The sequence below is a fragment of the Paenibacillus sp. EKM301P genome, assembly GCF_011800295.1.
In the GTDB taxonomy this organism is placed as follows: Bacteria; Bacillota; Bacilli; order Paenibacillales; family Paenibacillaceae; genus Paenibacillus; species Paenibacillus polymyxa.
Genome location: NZ_JAALFM010000016.1, coordinates 14701 through 31194 on the forward strand (window position 1 = coordinate 14701; position 16494 = coordinate 31194).

Annotated in this window: 16 protein-coding genes; 13 read left to right on the top strand and 3 right to left on the bottom strand. The window is 42.1% G+C overall.

All coding sequences use genetic code 11. From position 1 onward, the window contains the following. The first annotated feature begins 65 nt into the window (after window positions 1-65). Window positions 66-788, top strand: a complete 723-nt coding sequence (locus HFD99_RS22595) for a hypothetical protein (RefSeq protein ID WP_225164904.1) — start codon at window positions 66-68, stop codon at window positions 786-788. Between the two features lie 156 nt (window positions 789-944). Further along, on the top strand, window positions 945-2009 hold the full coding sequence (locus HFD99_RS22600; protein ID WP_044787916.1) for a Gfo/Idh/MocA family oxidoreductase: 1065 nt from the start codon (window positions 945-947) through the stop codon (window positions 2007-2009). Window positions 2010-2119: 110 nt separating this feature from the next. Here the strand turns inward: HFD99_RS22600 and HFD99_RS22605 are convergent, their stop codons facing one another. Then, window positions 2120-2638: a DUF3231 family protein gene (locus HFD99_RS22605; protein WP_044787915.1), complete on the bottom strand. Its 519-nt coding sequence runs from the start codon at window positions 2636-2638 to the stop codon at window positions 2120-2122. Window positions 2639-2789: 151 nt separating this feature from the next. On the opposite strand from HFD99_RS22605, the gene HFD99_RS22610 reads away from it, so the two are divergent. From HFD99_RS22610 to HFD99_RS26125, 6 genes are all read left to right on the top strand, one after another. Beyond that, window positions 2790-3053 carry a WGxxGxxG family protein gene (locus HFD99_RS22610; RefSeq protein ID WP_016818763.1) on the top strand — a complete coding sequence of 88 codons (264 nt, stop codon included), beginning with the start codon at window positions 2790-2792 and terminating at the stop codon, window positions 3051-3053. Between the two features lie 255 nt (window positions 3054-3308). Continuing rightward, window positions 3309-3737 carry a MarR family winged helix-turn-helix transcriptional regulator gene (locus HFD99_RS22615; RefSeq protein WP_045245258.1) on the top strand — a complete coding sequence of 143 codons (429 nt, stop codon included), beginning with the start codon at window positions 3309-3311 and terminating at the stop codon, window positions 3735-3737. 215 nt (window positions 3738-3952) lie between these two features. Continuing rightward, window positions 3953-4975 (top strand): NADH:flavin oxidoreductase/NADH oxidase, encoded by a 1023-nt coding sequence (locus HFD99_RS22620; protein WP_167441008.1) that lies wholly within the window; start codon window positions 3953-3955, stop codon window positions 4973-4975. Window positions 4976-5237: 262 nt separating this feature from the next. Continuing rightward, window positions 5238-6287, top strand: a complete 1050-nt coding sequence (locus tag HFD99_RS22625) for an AraC family transcriptional regulator (protein WP_167441009.1) — start codon at window positions 5238-5240, stop codon at window positions 6285-6287. 213 nt (window positions 6288-6500) lie between these two features. Beyond that, window positions 6501-7295 (top strand): SDR family NAD(P)-dependent oxidoreductase, encoded by a 795-nt coding sequence (locus tag HFD99_RS22630; RefSeq protein WP_123797203.1) that lies wholly within the window; start codon window positions 6501-6503, stop codon window positions 7293-7295. After that, the gene (locus tag HFD99_RS26125) at window positions 7267-7413 is read left to right on the top strand and encodes a DinB family protein (RefSeq protein WP_158442527.1); all 147 of its coding nucleotides are present in this window, start codon (window positions 7267-7269) and stop codon (window positions 7411-7413) included. Before HFD99_RS22630 ends, HFD99_RS26125 begins: the two co-directional genes overlap by 29 nt. Before the next feature lie 159 nt (window positions 7414-7572). Here the strand turns inward: HFD99_RS26125 and HFD99_RS22640 are convergent, their stop codons facing one another. Continuing rightward, complete coding sequence (locus tag HFD99_RS22640) at window positions 7573-8958, bottom strand: MFS transporter (protein WP_103042410.1); 1386 nt, start codon at window positions 8956-8958, stop codon at window positions 7573-7575. A 112-nt stretch (window positions 8959-9070) separates the two neighbouring features. On the opposite strand from HFD99_RS22640, the gene HFD99_RS22645 reads away from it, so the two are divergent. The 3 genes from HFD99_RS22645 to HFD99_RS22655 all read left to right on the top strand — a co-directional run bounded on the left by HFD99_RS22645 (window position 9071) and on the right by HFD99_RS22655 (window position 13846). Beyond that, window positions 9071-9958 carry a LysR family transcriptional regulator gene (locus HFD99_RS22645; RefSeq protein WP_102998120.1) on the top strand — a complete coding sequence of 296 codons (888 nt, stop codon included), beginning with the start codon at window positions 9071-9073 and terminating at the stop codon, window positions 9956-9958. Between the two features lie 343 nt (window positions 9959-10301). Beyond that, window positions 10302-11675, top strand: a complete 1374-nt coding sequence (locus HFD99_RS22650) for an MFS transporter (protein ID WP_167441010.1) — start codon at window positions 10302-10304, stop codon at window positions 11673-11675. Between the two features lie 689 nt (window positions 11676-12364). Beyond that, window positions 12365-13846, top strand: coding sequence for a glycoside hydrolase family 5 protein (locus HFD99_RS22655; RefSeq protein ID WP_031463524.1), 1482 nt, complete (start codon window positions 12365-12367; stop codon window positions 13844-13846). Window positions 13847-13902: 56 nt separating this feature from the next. On the opposite strand, the gene HFD99_RS22660 is transcribed toward HFD99_RS22655, so the two are convergent. Next, window positions 13903-14079 (bottom strand): helix-turn-helix domain-containing protein, encoded by a 177-nt coding sequence (locus HFD99_RS22660; RefSeq protein WP_080724265.1) that lies wholly within the window; start codon window positions 14077-14079, stop codon window positions 13903-13905. A 264-nt stretch (window positions 14080-14343) separates the two neighbouring features. Here HFD99_RS22660 and HFD99_RS22665 point away from each other — a divergent pair, with 264 nt between their 5' ends. Together HFD99_RS22665 and HFD99_RS22670 are read left to right on the top strand one after the other, a co-directional pair. Then, the gene (locus HFD99_RS22665; protein WP_025364861.1) at window positions 14344-15027 is read left to right on the top strand and encodes a response regulator transcription factor; all 684 of its coding nucleotides are present in this window, start codon (window positions 14344-14346) and stop codon (window positions 15025-15027) included. 433 nt (window positions 15028-15460) lie between these two features. Next, a complete protein-coding gene (locus HFD99_RS22670; RefSeq protein WP_031463525.1) occupies window positions 15461-16465 on the top strand; it encodes an aldo/keto reductase in 1005 nt (334 codons plus the stop codon). Window positions 16466-16494 lie beyond the last annotated feature (29 nt).

Below are 16494 nucleotides of genomic sequence, written 5' to 3' on the forward strand. Positions count from 1 at the left end.
ATATAAGCTCGTAAGGAGGATGCAACCTGATCTCTTCCACTCATCAAAAGCGTATAGTTGCTGTGATGAATTCGTTACCGGTAAAGCAAAAGTATTCTAAAAACGAATTACTGATTAATGATTTCAAATTAAAGTCTTCGGGAGACGTTGAAATGTTCTATTCCCCGCATAATGAATATATCAATTCTTCCGCGAAAGTAATGCTAGTTGGTATTACACCCGGTTGGCAGCAGATGGAAATTGCCTTTCGAACTGCCATAATATCTTTAAAGGATCAACAGTCATATGAGGAAGCTTGTAAAAAAGCCAAATTTGCGGCAAGGATGGCCGGTTCCATGCGAGACAACTTAATAAATATGCTTCAAGAAATAGGATTGCATGATTTTTTGAAAGTGTCGCATGTACGTAAACTATTTGATTCAGATTGCTCGTTGTTACATACAACTTCCTTAATTCGTTTTCCAGTTTTCGTAAATAAAGAGAATTACAATGGACATCAACCTTCCATGATTAATCATGCTTTTTTGTATGGAGCAGTGCATGAATCTTTTCTTCCTGAATTAGAATGTTTAGAGTATCCACTTATTATTCCACTAGGAAAGTCAGTCGAGACTGTTCTTCGTCGCTTGCTTGATGAACAGAAAATTCAAGAAAAGAAAATTCTGTGGGGGTTCCCTCACCCGTCTGGTGCTAATGGTCATCGAATAAAACAGTTTCAAAATTCAAAGAAGTCAATGCAGGAAATCTTGAGTGAGTATTTATCCAATACTGAATCCCCTAGATCTTAATATCCCCCTTTTTTTGGGGAAAGATTTCCTTTATAATGAAAGCGTATGCAATAACATCTTACAGATGACCTGCATGGCAGTAACCGATTTACAATTGAATTCGATCCGTGAGCAACCGTTTGATAGGTGGTGGCTCAATTTAGGAGTGGAAGGAAAATGAAAATGGACAATCGGAAATACAATGTAGTTATTATTGGTTATGGAGGTATGGGAAGCTACCATGTTCAATTAATTGAACCTATTGAGCAGCTTGCCATTGGCGGTGTATATGATATTGTCGATTATCGGATGGAATTGGCTGCAGCAGCCGGCTATAAAACTTATGCCAGTCTAGATGCCGTTCTCGGCGATCAGGACGTAGATATTGTATTAATAGCAACGCCTAATGACGTTCATAAAGAAATTGCGATCCAAGCATTGCAAGCTGGCAAACATGTTATTTGTGAAAAGCCCGTTACCATCACGAGCGCAGATTTCTTAGATATTGTCGAGGTGGCCAAGCAAGAAAATCGTCTGTTTACAGTACATCAGAATCGCAGATGGGATGAAGACTTCCGTATTGTCAAAGATATAATCAGTAAGAAGACTGTTGGCGATCTTTTCCATCTGGAATCGCGGGTTCAGGGAGCTAACGGCATTCCAGGCGATTGGCGGCAGTTGAAAGCGTATGGTGGAGGAATGCTGCTGGATTGGGGAGTGCATCTGTTGGATCAGCTACTTCAGATTACGGACAGTCAAATCGAAAGCGTGACCGCTACCTTAAGTTATATTTTGGGGACAGAAGTGGATGACGGCTTTAGTAGCTTCATTGAGTTTAAGGACGGTCTTACAGCGGTCATTGAAGTAGGTACAACGAATTACGTAAAGTTGCCGCGTTGGTATGTTAAAGGAACCGAAGGAACCGCAGTGATCAAGGATTGGGATCTGAGCGGAGAGATTGTCACTCGGAATCCAGATGTCGCTCACGTGGAACCCAAACCGATTCAAGCAGGTCAAGGGTTGACGAAAACGATGGCACCTCCGTCTGAGGAATCCACCCTTAAGTTCCCGATTGAGAAAATACCTGCTGCTGCAGAAAGCTTTTACGAAAATTTTGTCTCCACCATTGAAGGAAAAGCCGAGCTTGCGATCAAAAGCGAAGAAGTGCACCGTGTACTGGTGCTGATTGAGACGATTTTTGAGGCGGCAGCGAACAAAAGCGTGATTCGAAGAGATATTTAACGAATTGTAAACAAATCTAACCCCCATTGTCCTCATATTGAGGATAATGGGGGTTATTGTTTTAACTTTCAATCTGTTCTGAATATGGCTAGAAGCGATTTAATCTATTTTTAAACTTCAACAGCTTCAGGTCTTTTCACTTGAAGGGGAGGAGGCACCAGCCATCCTTTTTCTTTAGTCATTTGAAGAATCTTAACTCCTAAAGCTGTTTTGGTAGCATGATATTTTGCAAACAAGGCCCCTATATCCTCTCTAATGGATTGCCCCATCACTTGACTACAAGCCACCAGTCCCAATGAGGTATCAGACGCAATTTTAGCAGCAATCTCCGGGTCAGTAAAGCGCGCACCAACAGGAATATCTTCAAGTTTCACTGGAGGTCTTTCTGGTAAGACTGGCGCTGGAGCAATCCCATTATCAGTAAGGAGTGTATCACACTCTTTAATTTCAAGTTTCGCTTGATCAATGAGTGCATCCAATATTTTTTTCAAATCCTTATCTCCTGCATGATTCAGGAATGCTTGGTAGAAAGACAGAGCTCCTTTTGCGGCCAATGAAAATTGCCAAACACCGGAAATTTCACCATAGTGCATAGGTTCATCTTTTGGATTTCCACTTAATATTCCCATCATAACCGCTCCTTTAATATTTTTTACACCGATCTTATAGTTCCAATTAATGATTAAAAGTATCCAAATAAATTTGTAATTACACAATGGAATAAGGAGCAGTTTTTTGGAGAAATTATATGCATCACACTTTCAGGGAGGATTCCTTTTTATGAAAAAACAAATAGTCACTGCTGTAGCTTCCATGTTCTTCTTTGCAGCTTTAGTCGTTCCTTCATCAGCACAAAGTGCAAATGTAGATGTGGCCAATGACACAGCTAATAACGCTTATCACAACAACAATTCAACCTACAACGCTAACAGTGTACGAGCAAACGCCGTAGATAATGACAACGATATGGATTGGGGATGGATTGGCTTACTTGGGTTACTGGGACTGGCTGGAATGCGCAAAAGAGTATCTGACCATAAATAATTAGTAAACTACAATGGGTTTCAAAACAAAAACACCTTCAGGAGAATGCTTCCATTTCTAAATATGGAGGCCGATTTTGAAAGGTGTTTTTGTGTTGACCACTTAAGTCACTGCTTCAGAAAGGATTTTTTATAACCTCTATCTGTTCTTAAGGGTTTTGACCATTTCCAGTAACCCTGATAGAATTAATTATTCCCTATAATGACTCCTATAATATGTGTTATTTATACTTTAGAATAGAACGGGTGAGTCGAAATGCATAACAACAATACTATCGAACTTTTAAATATTTGGCTGTCCCTTACTAAACTCCAATCGAACATAAACGATGAATTGGAACATGCACTTCAAGAAAACTATGGTTTATCCTTAAATGAATTTTTGGTTCTGTATTTCTTATCTCAAACCGAGGAAAAGAAATTGAGATTGCAGCATTTACAAGAGATGGTTGGGTTAAGCCAAAGTGCATTATCTAGACTGGTAGTTAGAATGGAAGCAAAAAGCTGCGGAGCTTTGCAAAGACATATATGTGAAGATGATCGTCGGGGAATCTATACAAGTATGACTGATTTTGGGGAAAAGAAGTTTGACAGAGCGCTCGAAACCTTCAACCAAATTTTGGAGTCGGCTCTTTCAAAAGATGAGTTGAAGCAAAAATTACAATCACTCATTGAAAAAATATAATTCTTTCATATAAAATTAAAACTTAATACGAAATTTAATGCCTGAATAGAGTAAAATTTAACCCTAGGTCTAGAGAATACAATCTCTGGGCCTTTATTTACGTAAATGCATAGTTTAAACGATAGTTGACAAATAAAAAATGCATGCTGTATTATATGCATGTGCATGCATTTAATGAGATTGTTCACTATAAACCTAGAAAGGGGTCTTTCTTAATGAAAGATTTATTTAGTCCTTATAAATTTAAAGACTTGGAATTAAAGAACCGGGTCGTCATGCCTCCAATGTGTCAATATTCTGTTGACAAGAAAGATGGTATAGCTACCGATTGGCATTTTATGCACTATGTAAGTCGTGCCATTGGTGGAACTGGATTCATTATAGTTGAAATGACTGATGTAGAACCAGATGGACGTATTTCTGACTTTGACCTGGGATTGTGGTCTGATGAGCAAATTCCTGCATTGAAAAGAATTGTAGATGCCTGCCATAGTTATGGAGCAAAAGTAGGTATTCAAATTGCTCATGCTGGACGTAAAGCAGAAGATGCTGAAGTGCCTGTTGCTCCGTCCGCTATTCCATTTGATGAGAAATCTACATTACCTAGAGCACTTTCAACACAAGAAGTTAAAGAAATGGTGGAGAAGTTCCGCGGCGCTGTAGCACGTGCTGTGAAGGCCGGATTTGATGCCATTGAAATACATGGAGCTCACGGATATTTAATCCATCAATTTCATTCGCCTCTTACCAACCAAAGAGATGATGAATACGGGAAAGATCTCCTAAAATTTGGTCGAGAAGTTATTCAGGCAGCCAAGGCAGAGATGCCGGAAGACATGCCGCTTATCATGCGCATTTCCGCTAAAGAATACGTAGAAGGCGGGTACGATATTCTAGATAGCATTTCTTTTGCCAAAGAATATCAACAAGCAGGGGTAGATATTTTTGACATTTCTTCAGGCGGGGAAGGACCTATCGCTGCATGGGGTAGACCAGGCAGTCACGCAGCATACCAGGTGTCACTTGCTCGAGAAATCAGACAAGCACTCGAAGTTCCAGTCATTGCAGTCGGAAGACTCGATGATCCGATCCTAGCTAACGCTGTAGTAGGAAATGAGGATGCAGATCTTGTGGCTGTCGGGAGAGGAATGTTAAGAAATCCTTACTGGGCTCTTGAAGCCGCAACAAACTTGAAAAAAGAAATAACGATCCCGAAACAGTATACTACAGGTTTTTAGATACAAAACCTTACTATACTTCCAGGTATTAAGAAGACAGAATACTTTAACATAGTAATTTAACATACACGTTGATACACCCTGGTGTTCTTGAAAATAAACTTGGAAGTAGAAATGACTCAAAGCAACCGGTATGCCGGTTGCTTTTTTATTATGGTGGTCAAACATTCAGTAAGCATATATTAACAAAATTCACTATACTGGAATGATCAGAGAGTGCAATTAGTAGGTAAAATGGAAGTAATAAAGGAGGTCTCTATGTATGAAGAAGTCTCATACTTCTGACCATATTAAAATTCCACCAGGATTTTGGACAGGTTTGTATCAATTAGGAATTTCCGCTCACGACGTAGCTTGTAAAGCAAGACTGCCGCTCACCATTATTCATGAGCCCGTAGTCACAAGCGTACAATATCTCGCGATCTGGCAGGCATATTCCGATCTCATTGGTGACACTGCAAAAGGAATCGTTAAGCTTGCAACTGTCTTTGAGACAGCGAAGTACCCACCGACCGTCTTAGCGACATACCACGCTCGTGACTACCGCGACGCTCTAAACCGAATGGCTCGGTACAAACAACTATGTCCTCCCGAAACCTTACGTGTCACTGAGGAGGGGGAGCGCTGTACCATAGAACTGGAATGGCTATATACCAAACAGCCCGGTCCACCGATGCTGACGGGTATTACACTTGCATGTCTTCTGGAGCTTGGGCGCCGAGGCACTGGTCAACCTTTGACGGCGCAGCTCGTAGAATTTTCGCAATCCATGGGAGATGTGCAGGCTCTTGAAGCTTATTTTGGGTGTAGTGTCCAGGTTGGTGCAAATTGTAATCGATTGACGTTATATCGAAGAGATCTGGACCGAACTTTTGTCTCATACAACCAAGAGTTGTTAGAGATTCTCACACCCGCTCTGGACCGGTCGCTGGATGAACAGTGCAGCCGCTCAATTACTGAGGCGGTCAAATGGATTATAAAACGTAGCCTCACCGGAGGACGCCCCGACATTCAGGCTGTGGCGAAGGAGCTCAGAATGAGCGATCGTACCTTGCAGCGCCGGCTTACTGACGACAATACGAGCTTTAAACAACTGTTAACACAAGCTAGACATGAGCAGGCACTAGAATACTTGGCAGATCCCTCGCTTGATATAAAAGAAGTGGCCTTTTTGATTGGATATGAAGACCAGAACTCATTTTACCGCGCTTTTCGTCTTTGGGAAGGGGATACTCCTTCAAATTGGCGCACTACACATTTAGATACCAACTCGATATCAAAAGAATCGCTAGGAAGATCGACTATCTATTAATAGTTTCCCAACTCCATTCATTCTACAGAAAGCTTGTAATTACTGACCTTATTCATCTGGCGTGTTAAACAAGAACTTTGGCGCAATATGCTAGTTACTGAGCATTGCTGCCCAAGGTAATATAATCAGATACCAGAGCTTAAGGTTGTTTAAAAATAAGCTAAGAATTCGCTTGCCAGCAAAGATAAACGAATGAGAGGGGAGAAAAGTATTATGGATATGGGATTAAACAATAAAACAGCTTTAGTTACAGGGTCTACGAAAGGTATAGGTAAAGCAATAGCCATTGAGCTTGCCAAAGAAGGTGTGAATGTACTTATTAATGGACGGAATAATGAAGAGGTAGAACAAACTGTAAATGAAATAAAATCAAATTTTCCAACGACCTTTCCTCAAAATGCTACAGCCGATATTGTGGATCTGGAGCAGAGGGAGGTTTTGTTTGAAAAATACCCCAATATCGATATCTTAGTGAATAATATGGGGATTTATGAAATTATGCAATATGAAGACGTTGACGATGAAGTATGGGAAAAATATTTCCGTACTAATGTTCTTGCTGCAAACGGATTATCTAAATTTTATTTACCTAAAATGTTGAAAAACAATTATGGCCGTATTATTTTTATTGCGAGTGAAGAAGCAATCATGCCTTCAGGGCAAATGCCACAGTATTGTATGACCAAATCGATGCTGTTATCACTGTCAAAAAGCTTATCTAAATTAACAATAGGAGCAGAAGTTACAGTCAATACGATTATGCCAGGACCAACGCTTTCTGAAAATGTACACCAAATTATTGAGGGTATTTATGCCAATGATGATATGACTTTTTTAGAAAAAGAGAAACAATTTATGGCCGAAAACCTGCCTCAATCCGAAATACAACGATTTATTAGACCTATAGAAATAGGTAGACTAGCTACATTTGTATGTAGTCCTTATGCAGCCGCATTTAAGGGCTCTCCAATCCGTATGGATGGGGGAATGGTGCCAACTATTTTTTAATATTTTTACTGCGAACAGGGCTTCACTGCGTTTTACCGTAATGCATCAAGCATACCATCGAGCGCAAATGACTGTCCTGATGAGAGAAGCTAATTTACCTTTGCATAAAGGGATTTGAGAGCTGGATTAGGGCTGTGAACTGGAATTATTGTCACTTACCCATCGCTACCAAAAACAGCCGATCGCTCGGCTGTTTTTTAACTAAACTCCTTTCTCTTTCGTTGAAAAATTAACGTTAAATAAAGAGTAGAGGGGTTTATTTGAAGAAACGGTGAACCTATGACTCTCGCAATTGTCCTGACTCCCGGCGTCGCCGACTCATGAATACCAAAGTCAATGCAATTACCGTAAGGACAATCCCAAGCACTTGAAATCCCTCGAAGCTGAACTTACCTCCCATTACGATACCTATCAACAATGAAGAGAAAATGGTTCCCAGATATCTTGATGTATTAAACAATCCGGATGCTACACCGATTATTTCTTTTGGAGAACTTTGGAACAAGGCTGCTTGCATACCTACATTGTTCAGTCCGTTGCTAATACCGAATGCAGCCAAAGCCAAACACACGCTGATCACCGGAGAAGTTGGATTTAATGTTACAAGCCACACAGATCCCAATGTCATCAGGATTGCGGATACCAGTAATGCCGGTCTGGGTCCTGATTTATCAATCCATCGTCCTGCTATTGGAGAAGCAGCTAGCGAGCACAAGCCTAAGCTTAGCATGAGAATCCCTGTTTGGAACTCGCTTACATGCCTTACCACTTGCAAGTAGGACGGAAGCCCGAAAAAAAGCGAGTAATAGAGTACGTTAACGAACATGAATTCGACATTAACCCAAGTCAACGCAGGATATTTGGCGAACGTGCGTAAAGGAATAAAGGGTGACGTCGCTTTTAACTCATATCGTACGAATGCCCCCAGCGCAGCGAGGCCTATTAACCCGACAATGACGTTTTCTAACGAGATATGCCCAGATGATTTTGCCGAGAGTAATCCAACGAGCAAGGCAACCAGCCCTAATGTGAAGAGCAGGATTCCTCTTGCATCAATTAAATCAAACCATTTACGAAAGGACATGTTGCGTGCAACGGATGTTGGTGATTCGTCCTTAGGAATAGTCCTCCAAGCCAATAGAAAGCTGGCTACCACAAACGGAATATTGATGAAAAAGATGGCAGGCCAATTCCACCAATGAATCAAAACCCCGCCAATAAAGGGTCCAATTGCTGCCGCTCCTGATAGGAAAATGGACAAAACAGACAGCGCAGTCGCTTGTTTCTCTGTAATATGGATTCGAACAATGGCCATTCCAACCCCAACCATCATGCTTGTTCCGATGGATTGCACAATGCGGAACACGATGAGCGATCCAAAGTTTGGTGACAATGGGGCTAGTAATGATGCAATGAATGATACAACAAGACCTGTAAGAAATATCTTTCTACGACCGAATAAATCGCTGGCTTTGCCCATGACAGGTTGAGCGATACTGCTTGCAATGTAGAAAGAAAAAATAATCCAGGAAACACCTGTAAAGTCAAGGCGAAATACCTTTTGCAGACTTGGAATCGCAACAGAAACCATCGAAGAATTTAATGGATTCAATAGTATCCCTAGACCAACTGAAATCATTAACCACCAGCTGCGAACACTCATTTCTGGTCCCCCTATAGCGAATTAATGTCATCGTACTCGAAATCGATTATTTATTCCAATGCATTTGATGTTATAATCTCATTGACTTGAGGGAATGAATGGAGGATGCGATTTGGAACTTCTTCAACTGCAATATTTTCTCGCTGTAGCTCGTTTGGAACATGTAACAGAAGCTGCACGAAGTCTGCACGTTACTCAATCGTCGCTCAGCAAAACGATTCAACGCTTGGAGGAAGATCTGGGGGTCCCTTTATTCGATCGAACAGGGAGAAAACTGCGATTGAATGAGTTCGGGAGCAAATTTCTTCACCGTGCAGAAAGGGCTTTGTTTGAATTAGAACAAGGGAAGCAGGAGCTTAGCGACTTATCCAGCCCAGAACACGGAACTCTCGAATTGGCAGTGACCACCGCAAGCACATTGCCAAATATCCTTCGAGAGTTTCGGAGAAAACGACCCTATATTCAATTTCATGTGCAAATGCTGACCACGCAGGAAATGGTTACACTTCTTCATAGAGGGGAGGTTGATTTTTGCTTATCCTCACCTCCTGTAGAAGGGAATGACATTGAATGTAAAATCGTATGTATCGACCCCATTCTTGTAGCTGTTCCAAAGGGGCATCGGCTTGCGGATCGAAATAGCGTATCCTTGACAGAGCTAAGGGAAGAATGGTTTGTCGGCGTAAAGAGAGGCTATGGTACTCGTGATTTAGTGGACTCTGTATGCATGTCGGAAGGATTTGTGCCTAAATATGTGTATGAGGGGGATGAACCTGCAAGACTTAGTACTCTTGTGGAAGCCGAAATTGGCATAGCTTTCATACCGAGCACGGCACGAAATTCGCAGGAACATCTCAAATACCTCCAGGTAGAGAATCACGAATTGATACGGGAAATTGCTTTATTATGGAACAGGAATCGGTATATTTCGCAGGCTGCTCAGGAATTCCGCGAGATAGTTGTAAAATATTTTGCGACGATTTCCAAACAAACAACTTAGTTCCATATATGTTTTTGATGATCTACCATTGAAAATAAATAAGTAGGAGATTGCGTTAATAAGATAGCGCGCAGAGGATAAACATTGTTATCCAACGAGTAGGAACTAACCGTTTTTGCTTTACCTCGTCATGAAATGATTATCGTCAAAAATAACAGGTGATATTTTTATTATTTTAGTGATAATATGGTTAGGTAATTGCAATTAAACAGATTTTCACTTTTATTTTGTGGAGGCGTTAGAATGAAGTACATAGTGAAAAGAAGGGCACAAATTAAAGGGGATAACGCATCACTGGCCCTATAAACTGCGTAATCCCTGGCATTTTTAAGGGGTTTGCATAATGGAAAAATCGATTGAGAAACGTATTCCTAATTCTTTGATTTGGCTGTGCGTGCTTGCATTTTTCAGCGTATTGAATGAGACGGTGTTCAACGTATCGTTGCCCGACATTGCCGCTCAATTTGGAATTAAGCCATCCGCTGCAAATTATGTTAATACCAGCTTCATTCTTTCTTTTGCCGTAGGAACGGCCGTTTACGGAAAAATATCGGACATTTACGGCGTAAAAAAACTGATTTTCATCAGTATGATGATATACGGCGGGGGATCGCTAATTGGCTTGCTTTTTCATGCCTGGTTTCCGATTTTGCTTGTTGCACGATTTATCCAAGGAGCGGGTGCTTCTGCCGTCCCTGGGCTGATTATGGTCATCGTTACCAAAAGTATCGAAATGCAGCATCAAGGAAAAGCTTTTGGTATGATTGGATCGACCGTTGCCTTGGGAGAAGGTTTTGGTCCTATACTTGGAGGCTGGATCGCGGACTATGTACATTGGTCCTATCTGTTTTTCCTGCCCATGATGACGCTAGTCACACTACCGTTTTTCTTACGGACGCTCTCTGACGAACCTGTGAAAAAAGGTGTGCTTGATGTTCCGGGAGGCCTGCTCTTTGTTCTTGGAACGGTTTCGTTCACTTTATTTACGACACATTACGAGTGGTGGTATTTGAACATCAGTGTCATTCTTTTCATAGGATTTGTGCTGAGAATTCGAAGAGCTAAGGAACCTTTCATAGAACCAGCTTTATTCAAGAGGAGAAGATTTATTGTCGGCGTATTTGTAGGTGGAATACTTCTAGGAACCGTTGCAGGATTTATGTCTATGGTCCCTTATATGATGAGAGAAGTGCACCAGATGTCGACAAGCCTTATTGGAGGCGGTGTTCTGTTTCCAGGAACGATTAGCGTGATTCTTTTCGGGATCGTTGGCGGTTCTTTGGTCGATAGGCAGGGAGCTCGTTTTGTCATGGTTGCAGGGTTATTGCTTCTGGGGTCGGGTCTTTTAATCGTTTCACTTTTTGCCGATCGTAGCCCCTGGATCATCTCAGGAGCATTGGTTTTGATTTTTGGTGGACTATCCTTTGTCAAAACGGTCATCTCAACCATTGTGGCAGGCTCGCTAAGTGCTGACGAATCTGGCTCAGGTATGGGTTTTTTGAATTTTTCCTGCTTTTTGGCGGAAGGGATCGGTATCGCAGTTGTAGGCGGACTGCTTACACAGCTGAGGTTCAACTTTTCTATTTTCCCAATCGTTACTGACGTTGCAGCATATTTATACAGCAATTTAACGTTACTACTTCTAGCTGTAGTAATTACAGGCGGTGCCATTTTTATGATCGTGTTCAAGGGAGAAAAGGCTTCCTTGGATCATTAATAGGAAATAATAATTTTTATAGAGCTGACATTGATACATCATGATGTCAGCTTTTTTATACAAAAAACTAAACATTTTATAGTATAAGGTTAATTCTTTGCAGGTTAAATATGAAGAATTCGATGATAAAATACTATCTGTAAACGTTTACAATTAACAAATTTTATTTTAGTTATGATGTAAGCGCTTAACATGAGTTTCCTTGAATCAAACACTCTTCTGCTCGTTCTTGTTTCATTCCCGAGTTATGGACAAAAGGGAAAGCCTCATATTGCGTCAGAGGGGAGGAAACTAGAAGAGATATGATTTTGAAAGAAGGTGATGACCTGGAAGACGTAGGGCGATATGTTGTAAACCCAATGCAAGCCTGGAATGTTAATGGTTGAATCTATGGGAGCAGGAGGTTTTACTAACATTTTCAGCTTAATTACCAAAAACGTTTTCGATAATAAAGCTTTAAGAACTTGATGTCGACTGATCAAATTTCATGTTTTTCTTTGAAATCAATAAATTTATACTTTTTGTGAAAGATATAAAACTAGAAAATTGGTATTGAAATCTAAAACGTTTTCGCTAACAAGTCTGTACACTGTCACTGTTCTTGAACCCAGCCGATATGCTGATGAATATCGGGGCTACTTGCCGAAATTTTTCGCGTAACCATGCCATATTAAAGGGAGAAGAGAATTATGAAAATGTCGTTCAATTCATTCACTAAGTCGTTAACCATGATCCTACTGTTCAGCTTATTAACGCTGCTTTTTCAAGCGGTCATACCTGCAACGCCTGCTTCTGCAGCTGCCTGCGCAAACCCTGTAAGCTATTTCGGTGAAATGAAAGCAAGTGGAAACAAGATTAACGGCTCCAAAACGAATCGGCCGATGATGGTCAAAGGGGCGAGTTTCTTCTGGAGCAACTGGTCCGGTCCATTTTGGAACACCACCACGGTGAATCGGATGGTGGATGAATTTCAAGTAGAGATCGTAAGAGCGGCATATGGTGTGGACCCCAGCGGAAATCCATATAACACGGCCGATGAGTCCAAAGTTCGTGACGTGGTCAATGCGGCAATCGCAAAGGGGATCTATGTCATTATTGATTGGCACTCACATGACGCGCACAACAACGTCAACGCTGCCAAAAGTTTCTTCAGCCGGATGGCGCAGGAATACGGAAGCTATGATAACGTCATTTTTGAGATCTATAACGAACCTACCCAAGTCTCGTGGGGGACAATCAAAAGTTACGCTGAGCAAGTTATCCCGGCCATTCGTCAACATTCCGACAATCTGATTGTCGTTGGAACGCCGTTCTGGTCTCAGAGTGTAGATCAGGCAGCGAACGACCCCATTACATCCTCTGGTAATATCGCCTATACATTGCACTTTTACGCTGGATCTCATTTTCAGTCGCTCCGGGACAAAGCCAACTACGCAATGAGCAAGGGTATCCCGCTGTTTGTTACCGAGATGGGCTTTGTTAACGCGGATGGCGACGGCGGCATTAATTACGATTCCACGAACCAATGGCTTGACTGGATGAACCAGAATAACCTGTCATGGGCCAACTGGTCGATTAATGACAAGACAGAAGGCGCCAGTATTTTCAATACGAACGGGAGTCTCACAGCAGGAGGTAACTATCTGAAAAGCATTTTAGCTGGGCACGCTCCATATGCCGAGTGGAGGCAGAATGCGGCTTGCGGTGGCAGTAGCGCACACACATTATATGACTTCGAGGGTAGTACGCAGGGTTGGACCGGTTCGAATATATCCGATGGTCCATGGAGCGTAAACGAGTGGTCATCCAAGGGCAGTAATTCTCTTAAAGCGGATATCATCATGTCTGCCAATTCTCAGCACTACCTGCTTCTCTCACAAAGCCGCAACCTAAGTGGTAAGACCACGCTAAGCGCGACCGTCAAACATGCATCTTGGGATTCCGCAGGTGACGGACTCCATGCCAAGATTTATGCCAAGACAGGATCAGGTTGGGCTTGGTATGCTGGCAAAGCCGTCAAGATTAATTCTTCTGGAGATACGACGCTGTCGTTCAACCTTACATCTATACCTAATCTTGACGATGTTAGGGAAATCGGCGTACAATTTCTTGCCTCGGAGAACAGCAGCGGTAAGTCAGCCGTTTACGTTGACAACGTGACGCTGCAATAACACATTCCTAACAGATCTTCATGAAGTACCGTGTATTGTAGTTGGGAAAAATAAGGCTACAGCTGCGAGGACATATAATCTAAAATTTTGAAAGGCAACTGGTAAGAGAAGAGTTCGTCACCCTCATCAAGCGAGGAATTGATCTTATTTACGCGGTAAAGTAGCGTATTTTTGTGAATATTTAATTCACTGGATGTTTTGGCGGTATGTTGTCCGTTGTGCAAAAATGCCATTAACGTGTGGCTTATAAATAGAATCAATAAACCTCCTTTTAAATGCAACCTTATCTTAGTCCTCGGACTGGAGCAAGGTTGTTTTTCTTTGTTATAAAATAGGCATCCTTCGTTGTGTGACACAAAATGCCAGAAACGGCTGATGTTTTCATGAACTGCAGTCCAAGGTGCAAAGATTACTGTATTATGTTCCGAGTTGATTATTCCCTAACTAATCATTAACATTATGATATCGCGGATTAACGAGAGAAGACGGGGGTTATGATGAATAAAGCAAAAATTCTCATTATTGAAGATGATACACCAATAGCAGATTTATTATCATACGGACTTTCAATGGAGGGGTTTGAAACGCGAACTACGGCAAATGGAGCAGCGGGGATGGTTGAACTTCAACAATTTCAACCTAATCTTTTGCTACTTGACTGGATGCTGCCGGATCAAAGCGGATTAGATATTTGCAAACAAGTAACTGCAAGTTATAACATACCGATCTTGATGATTACCGCGAAATCGGATATCACCGATAAAATCCTTGGTCTTGAATTCGGCGCGGATGACTATATTACAAAGCCTTTTGATTTAAGGGAGGTTATTGCTCGGATTCGGACAATCCTCCGGAGGGTAGATCAAGCAAACAATGGAAAAAATACGGAGAGTAAAGTAATTCGGTTTAAACAAATCGAAATTATTGTCGAGGAACATCTTGTCAAACAAAATGGTATTCCAATTGACTTGACTCCGAAAGAGTTTGATTTACTTATGACTCTGATAAATCACCGAGGCAAAACGTTCACACGCTCGGAACTGCTGGATATTGTATGGGGATATGATTTTGTCGGCGATACTCGGACTGTTGATACACACATACAAAGGCTTCGCAAGAAATTGGATGCAAGCGATCTGATTACTACCGTGTTTGGTATTGGATACAAATTCGAAAAATAGGTGAAAAGCAAACCAAGAATTAGCCCTTACATTGACACGAACTTATTGGTAAACGACATGTGAAGACTGGCTTCGGTCGGATATCAGAGCACCATCGGGAAAGCGAGCAAATTCCTCTAGTGAAACTATTCAAGGGTATTTATGCTGGCAGAATAAATCCAAAGTCGAATGCAGCGCCTTTTCAAGCAAGCCAAGAGCACATTACTCGCTCTTGGCTTCTTTTTTAGGAGCTGTCCTGTTATCTAATAACATTATGACATGTACTACTATCACAGTGACATTCCAATACATAAGAATTGTTAGATATACTTGAGCTGCCTAAGGTTAAGTCCTCAACCTTATGACATGTCTTGAGGGAGGCATGAAATGAAAAATAAGAAGCGGGTACGTGGGAGGTCAGCATTTCGCTAGGAATGAGAAAGGATGAAATCAGGTGACTTATATCGCACAAGAAAATCGATACGAACAAATGAAATATCGGCGGATTGGACGGAGCGGCGTCAGGCTGCCGGCCATTTCGCTCGGCTTGTGGCAAAATTTTGGAGGGGACAAACCGTTTGAGAATAGTCGTGCAATGATATTACGCGCCTTCGATCTTGGTGTCTCGCACTTTGATTTGGCAAACAATTACGGACCGCCTCCCGGATCGGCCGAAGAGACCTTTGGACACGTTTTAAAAAAAGACCTTGCACCTTATCGGGATGAGCTGTTTATTTCAACTAAAGCTGGCTACTATATGTGGCCTGGTCCGTACGGTGAGTGGGGTTCGAGAAAAAACCTGCTTGCAAGCCTGGACCGCAGCCTTCAACGAATGGGACTCGACTATGTCGATGTCTTTTACCATCATCGTCCCGATGGTGATACCCCATTAGAGGAATCGATGGGAGCGCTTGCTCATGCTGTAAAATCAGGCAAAGCACTGTATGTCGGTTTATCCAATTACGGACCGGAGGAAACGAAGCAAGCAGCTATGATCCTTAAGAACCTTGGTACACCGCTGCTCGTCCACCAGCCTATTTATTCAATGCTGAACCGGTGGATTGAGAACGGATTGCAGGACGTGCTGAATGAAGTGGGAGCCGGCACAGTGGCTTTCTGCCCGCTTGGTCGCGGACAGTTGACGGGAAAATACATCGATAAGCTGGAAACTGAGTTTAAAACAGGCCAGCGCACACTGAAACCGGAGGCCGTATCTCAGGAGCGGATCAACAAATTCCGTGCGCTAGAGACGATCGCGAAGCGCCGCGGTCAGACGCTACCGCAAATGGCGTTGACATGGGCGCTACGCGAAGGCGGCGTCGATTCGGTGCTAATCGGTGCAAGCCGTGTAGGTCAAATTGAGGAAAACGTGCTAGCAGTACATGCGGATCCGCTATCAGCAGCGGATCTTCAAGAGATCGACCAGGTTATGCATAATATCGGGGATGTCCCCTGGTAATGTCAGAGCAACAATACGATTCATTAAAC

Coding starts and splice junctions, on each gene's coding strand:
- HFD99_RS22595 (WP_225164904.1), top strand. CDS start 66: ATGAATTCGTTACCGGTAAAGCAAAAGTATTCTAAAAACGAATTACTG.
- HFD99_RS22600 (WP_044787916.1), top strand. CDS start 945: ATGAAAATGGACAATCGGAAATACAATGTAGTTATTATTGGTTATGGA.
- HFD99_RS22605 (WP_044787915.1), bottom strand. CDS start 2,638: ATGGGAATATTAAGTGGAAATCCAAAAGATGAACCTATGCACTATGGT.
- HFD99_RS22610 (WP_016818763.1), top strand. CDS start 2,790: ATGAAAAAACAAATAGTCACTGCTGTAGCTTCCATGTTCTTCTTTGCA.
- HFD99_RS22615 (WP_045245258.1), top strand. CDS start 3,309: ATGCATAACAACAATACTATCGAACTTTTAAATATTTGGCTGTCCCTT.
- HFD99_RS22620 (WP_167441008.1), top strand. CDS start 3,953: ATGAAAGATTTATTTAGTCCTTATAAATTTAAAGACTTGGAATTAAAG.
- HFD99_RS22625 (WP_167441009.1), top strand. CDS start 5,238: ATGAAGAAGTCTCATACTTCTGACCATATTAAAATTCCACCAGGATTT.
- HFD99_RS22630 (WP_123797203.1), top strand. CDS start 6,501: ATGGATATGGGATTAAACAATAAAACAGCTTTAGTTACAGGGTCTACG.
- HFD99_RS26125 (WP_158442527.1), top strand. CDS start 7,267: ATGGGGGAATGGTGCCAACTATTTTTTAATATTTTTACTGCGAACAGG.
- HFD99_RS22640 (WP_103042410.1), bottom strand. CDS start 8,958: ATGAGTGTTCGCAGCTGGTGGTTAATGATTTCAGTTGGTCTAGGGATA.
- HFD99_RS22650 (WP_167441010.1), top strand. CDS start 10,302: ATGGAAAAATCGATTGAGAAACGTATTCCTAATTCTTTGATTTGGCTG.
- HFD99_RS22655 (WP_031463524.1), top strand. CDS start 12,365: ATGAAAATGTCGTTCAATTCATTCACTAAGTCGTTAACCATGATCCTA.
- HFD99_RS22660 (WP_080724265.1), bottom strand. CDS start 14,079: ATGGCATTTTTGCACAACGGACAACATACCGCCAAAACATCCAGTGAA.
- HFD99_RS22665 (WP_025364861.1), top strand. CDS start 14,344: ATGAATAAAGCAAAAATTCTCATTATTGAAGATGATACACCAATAGCA.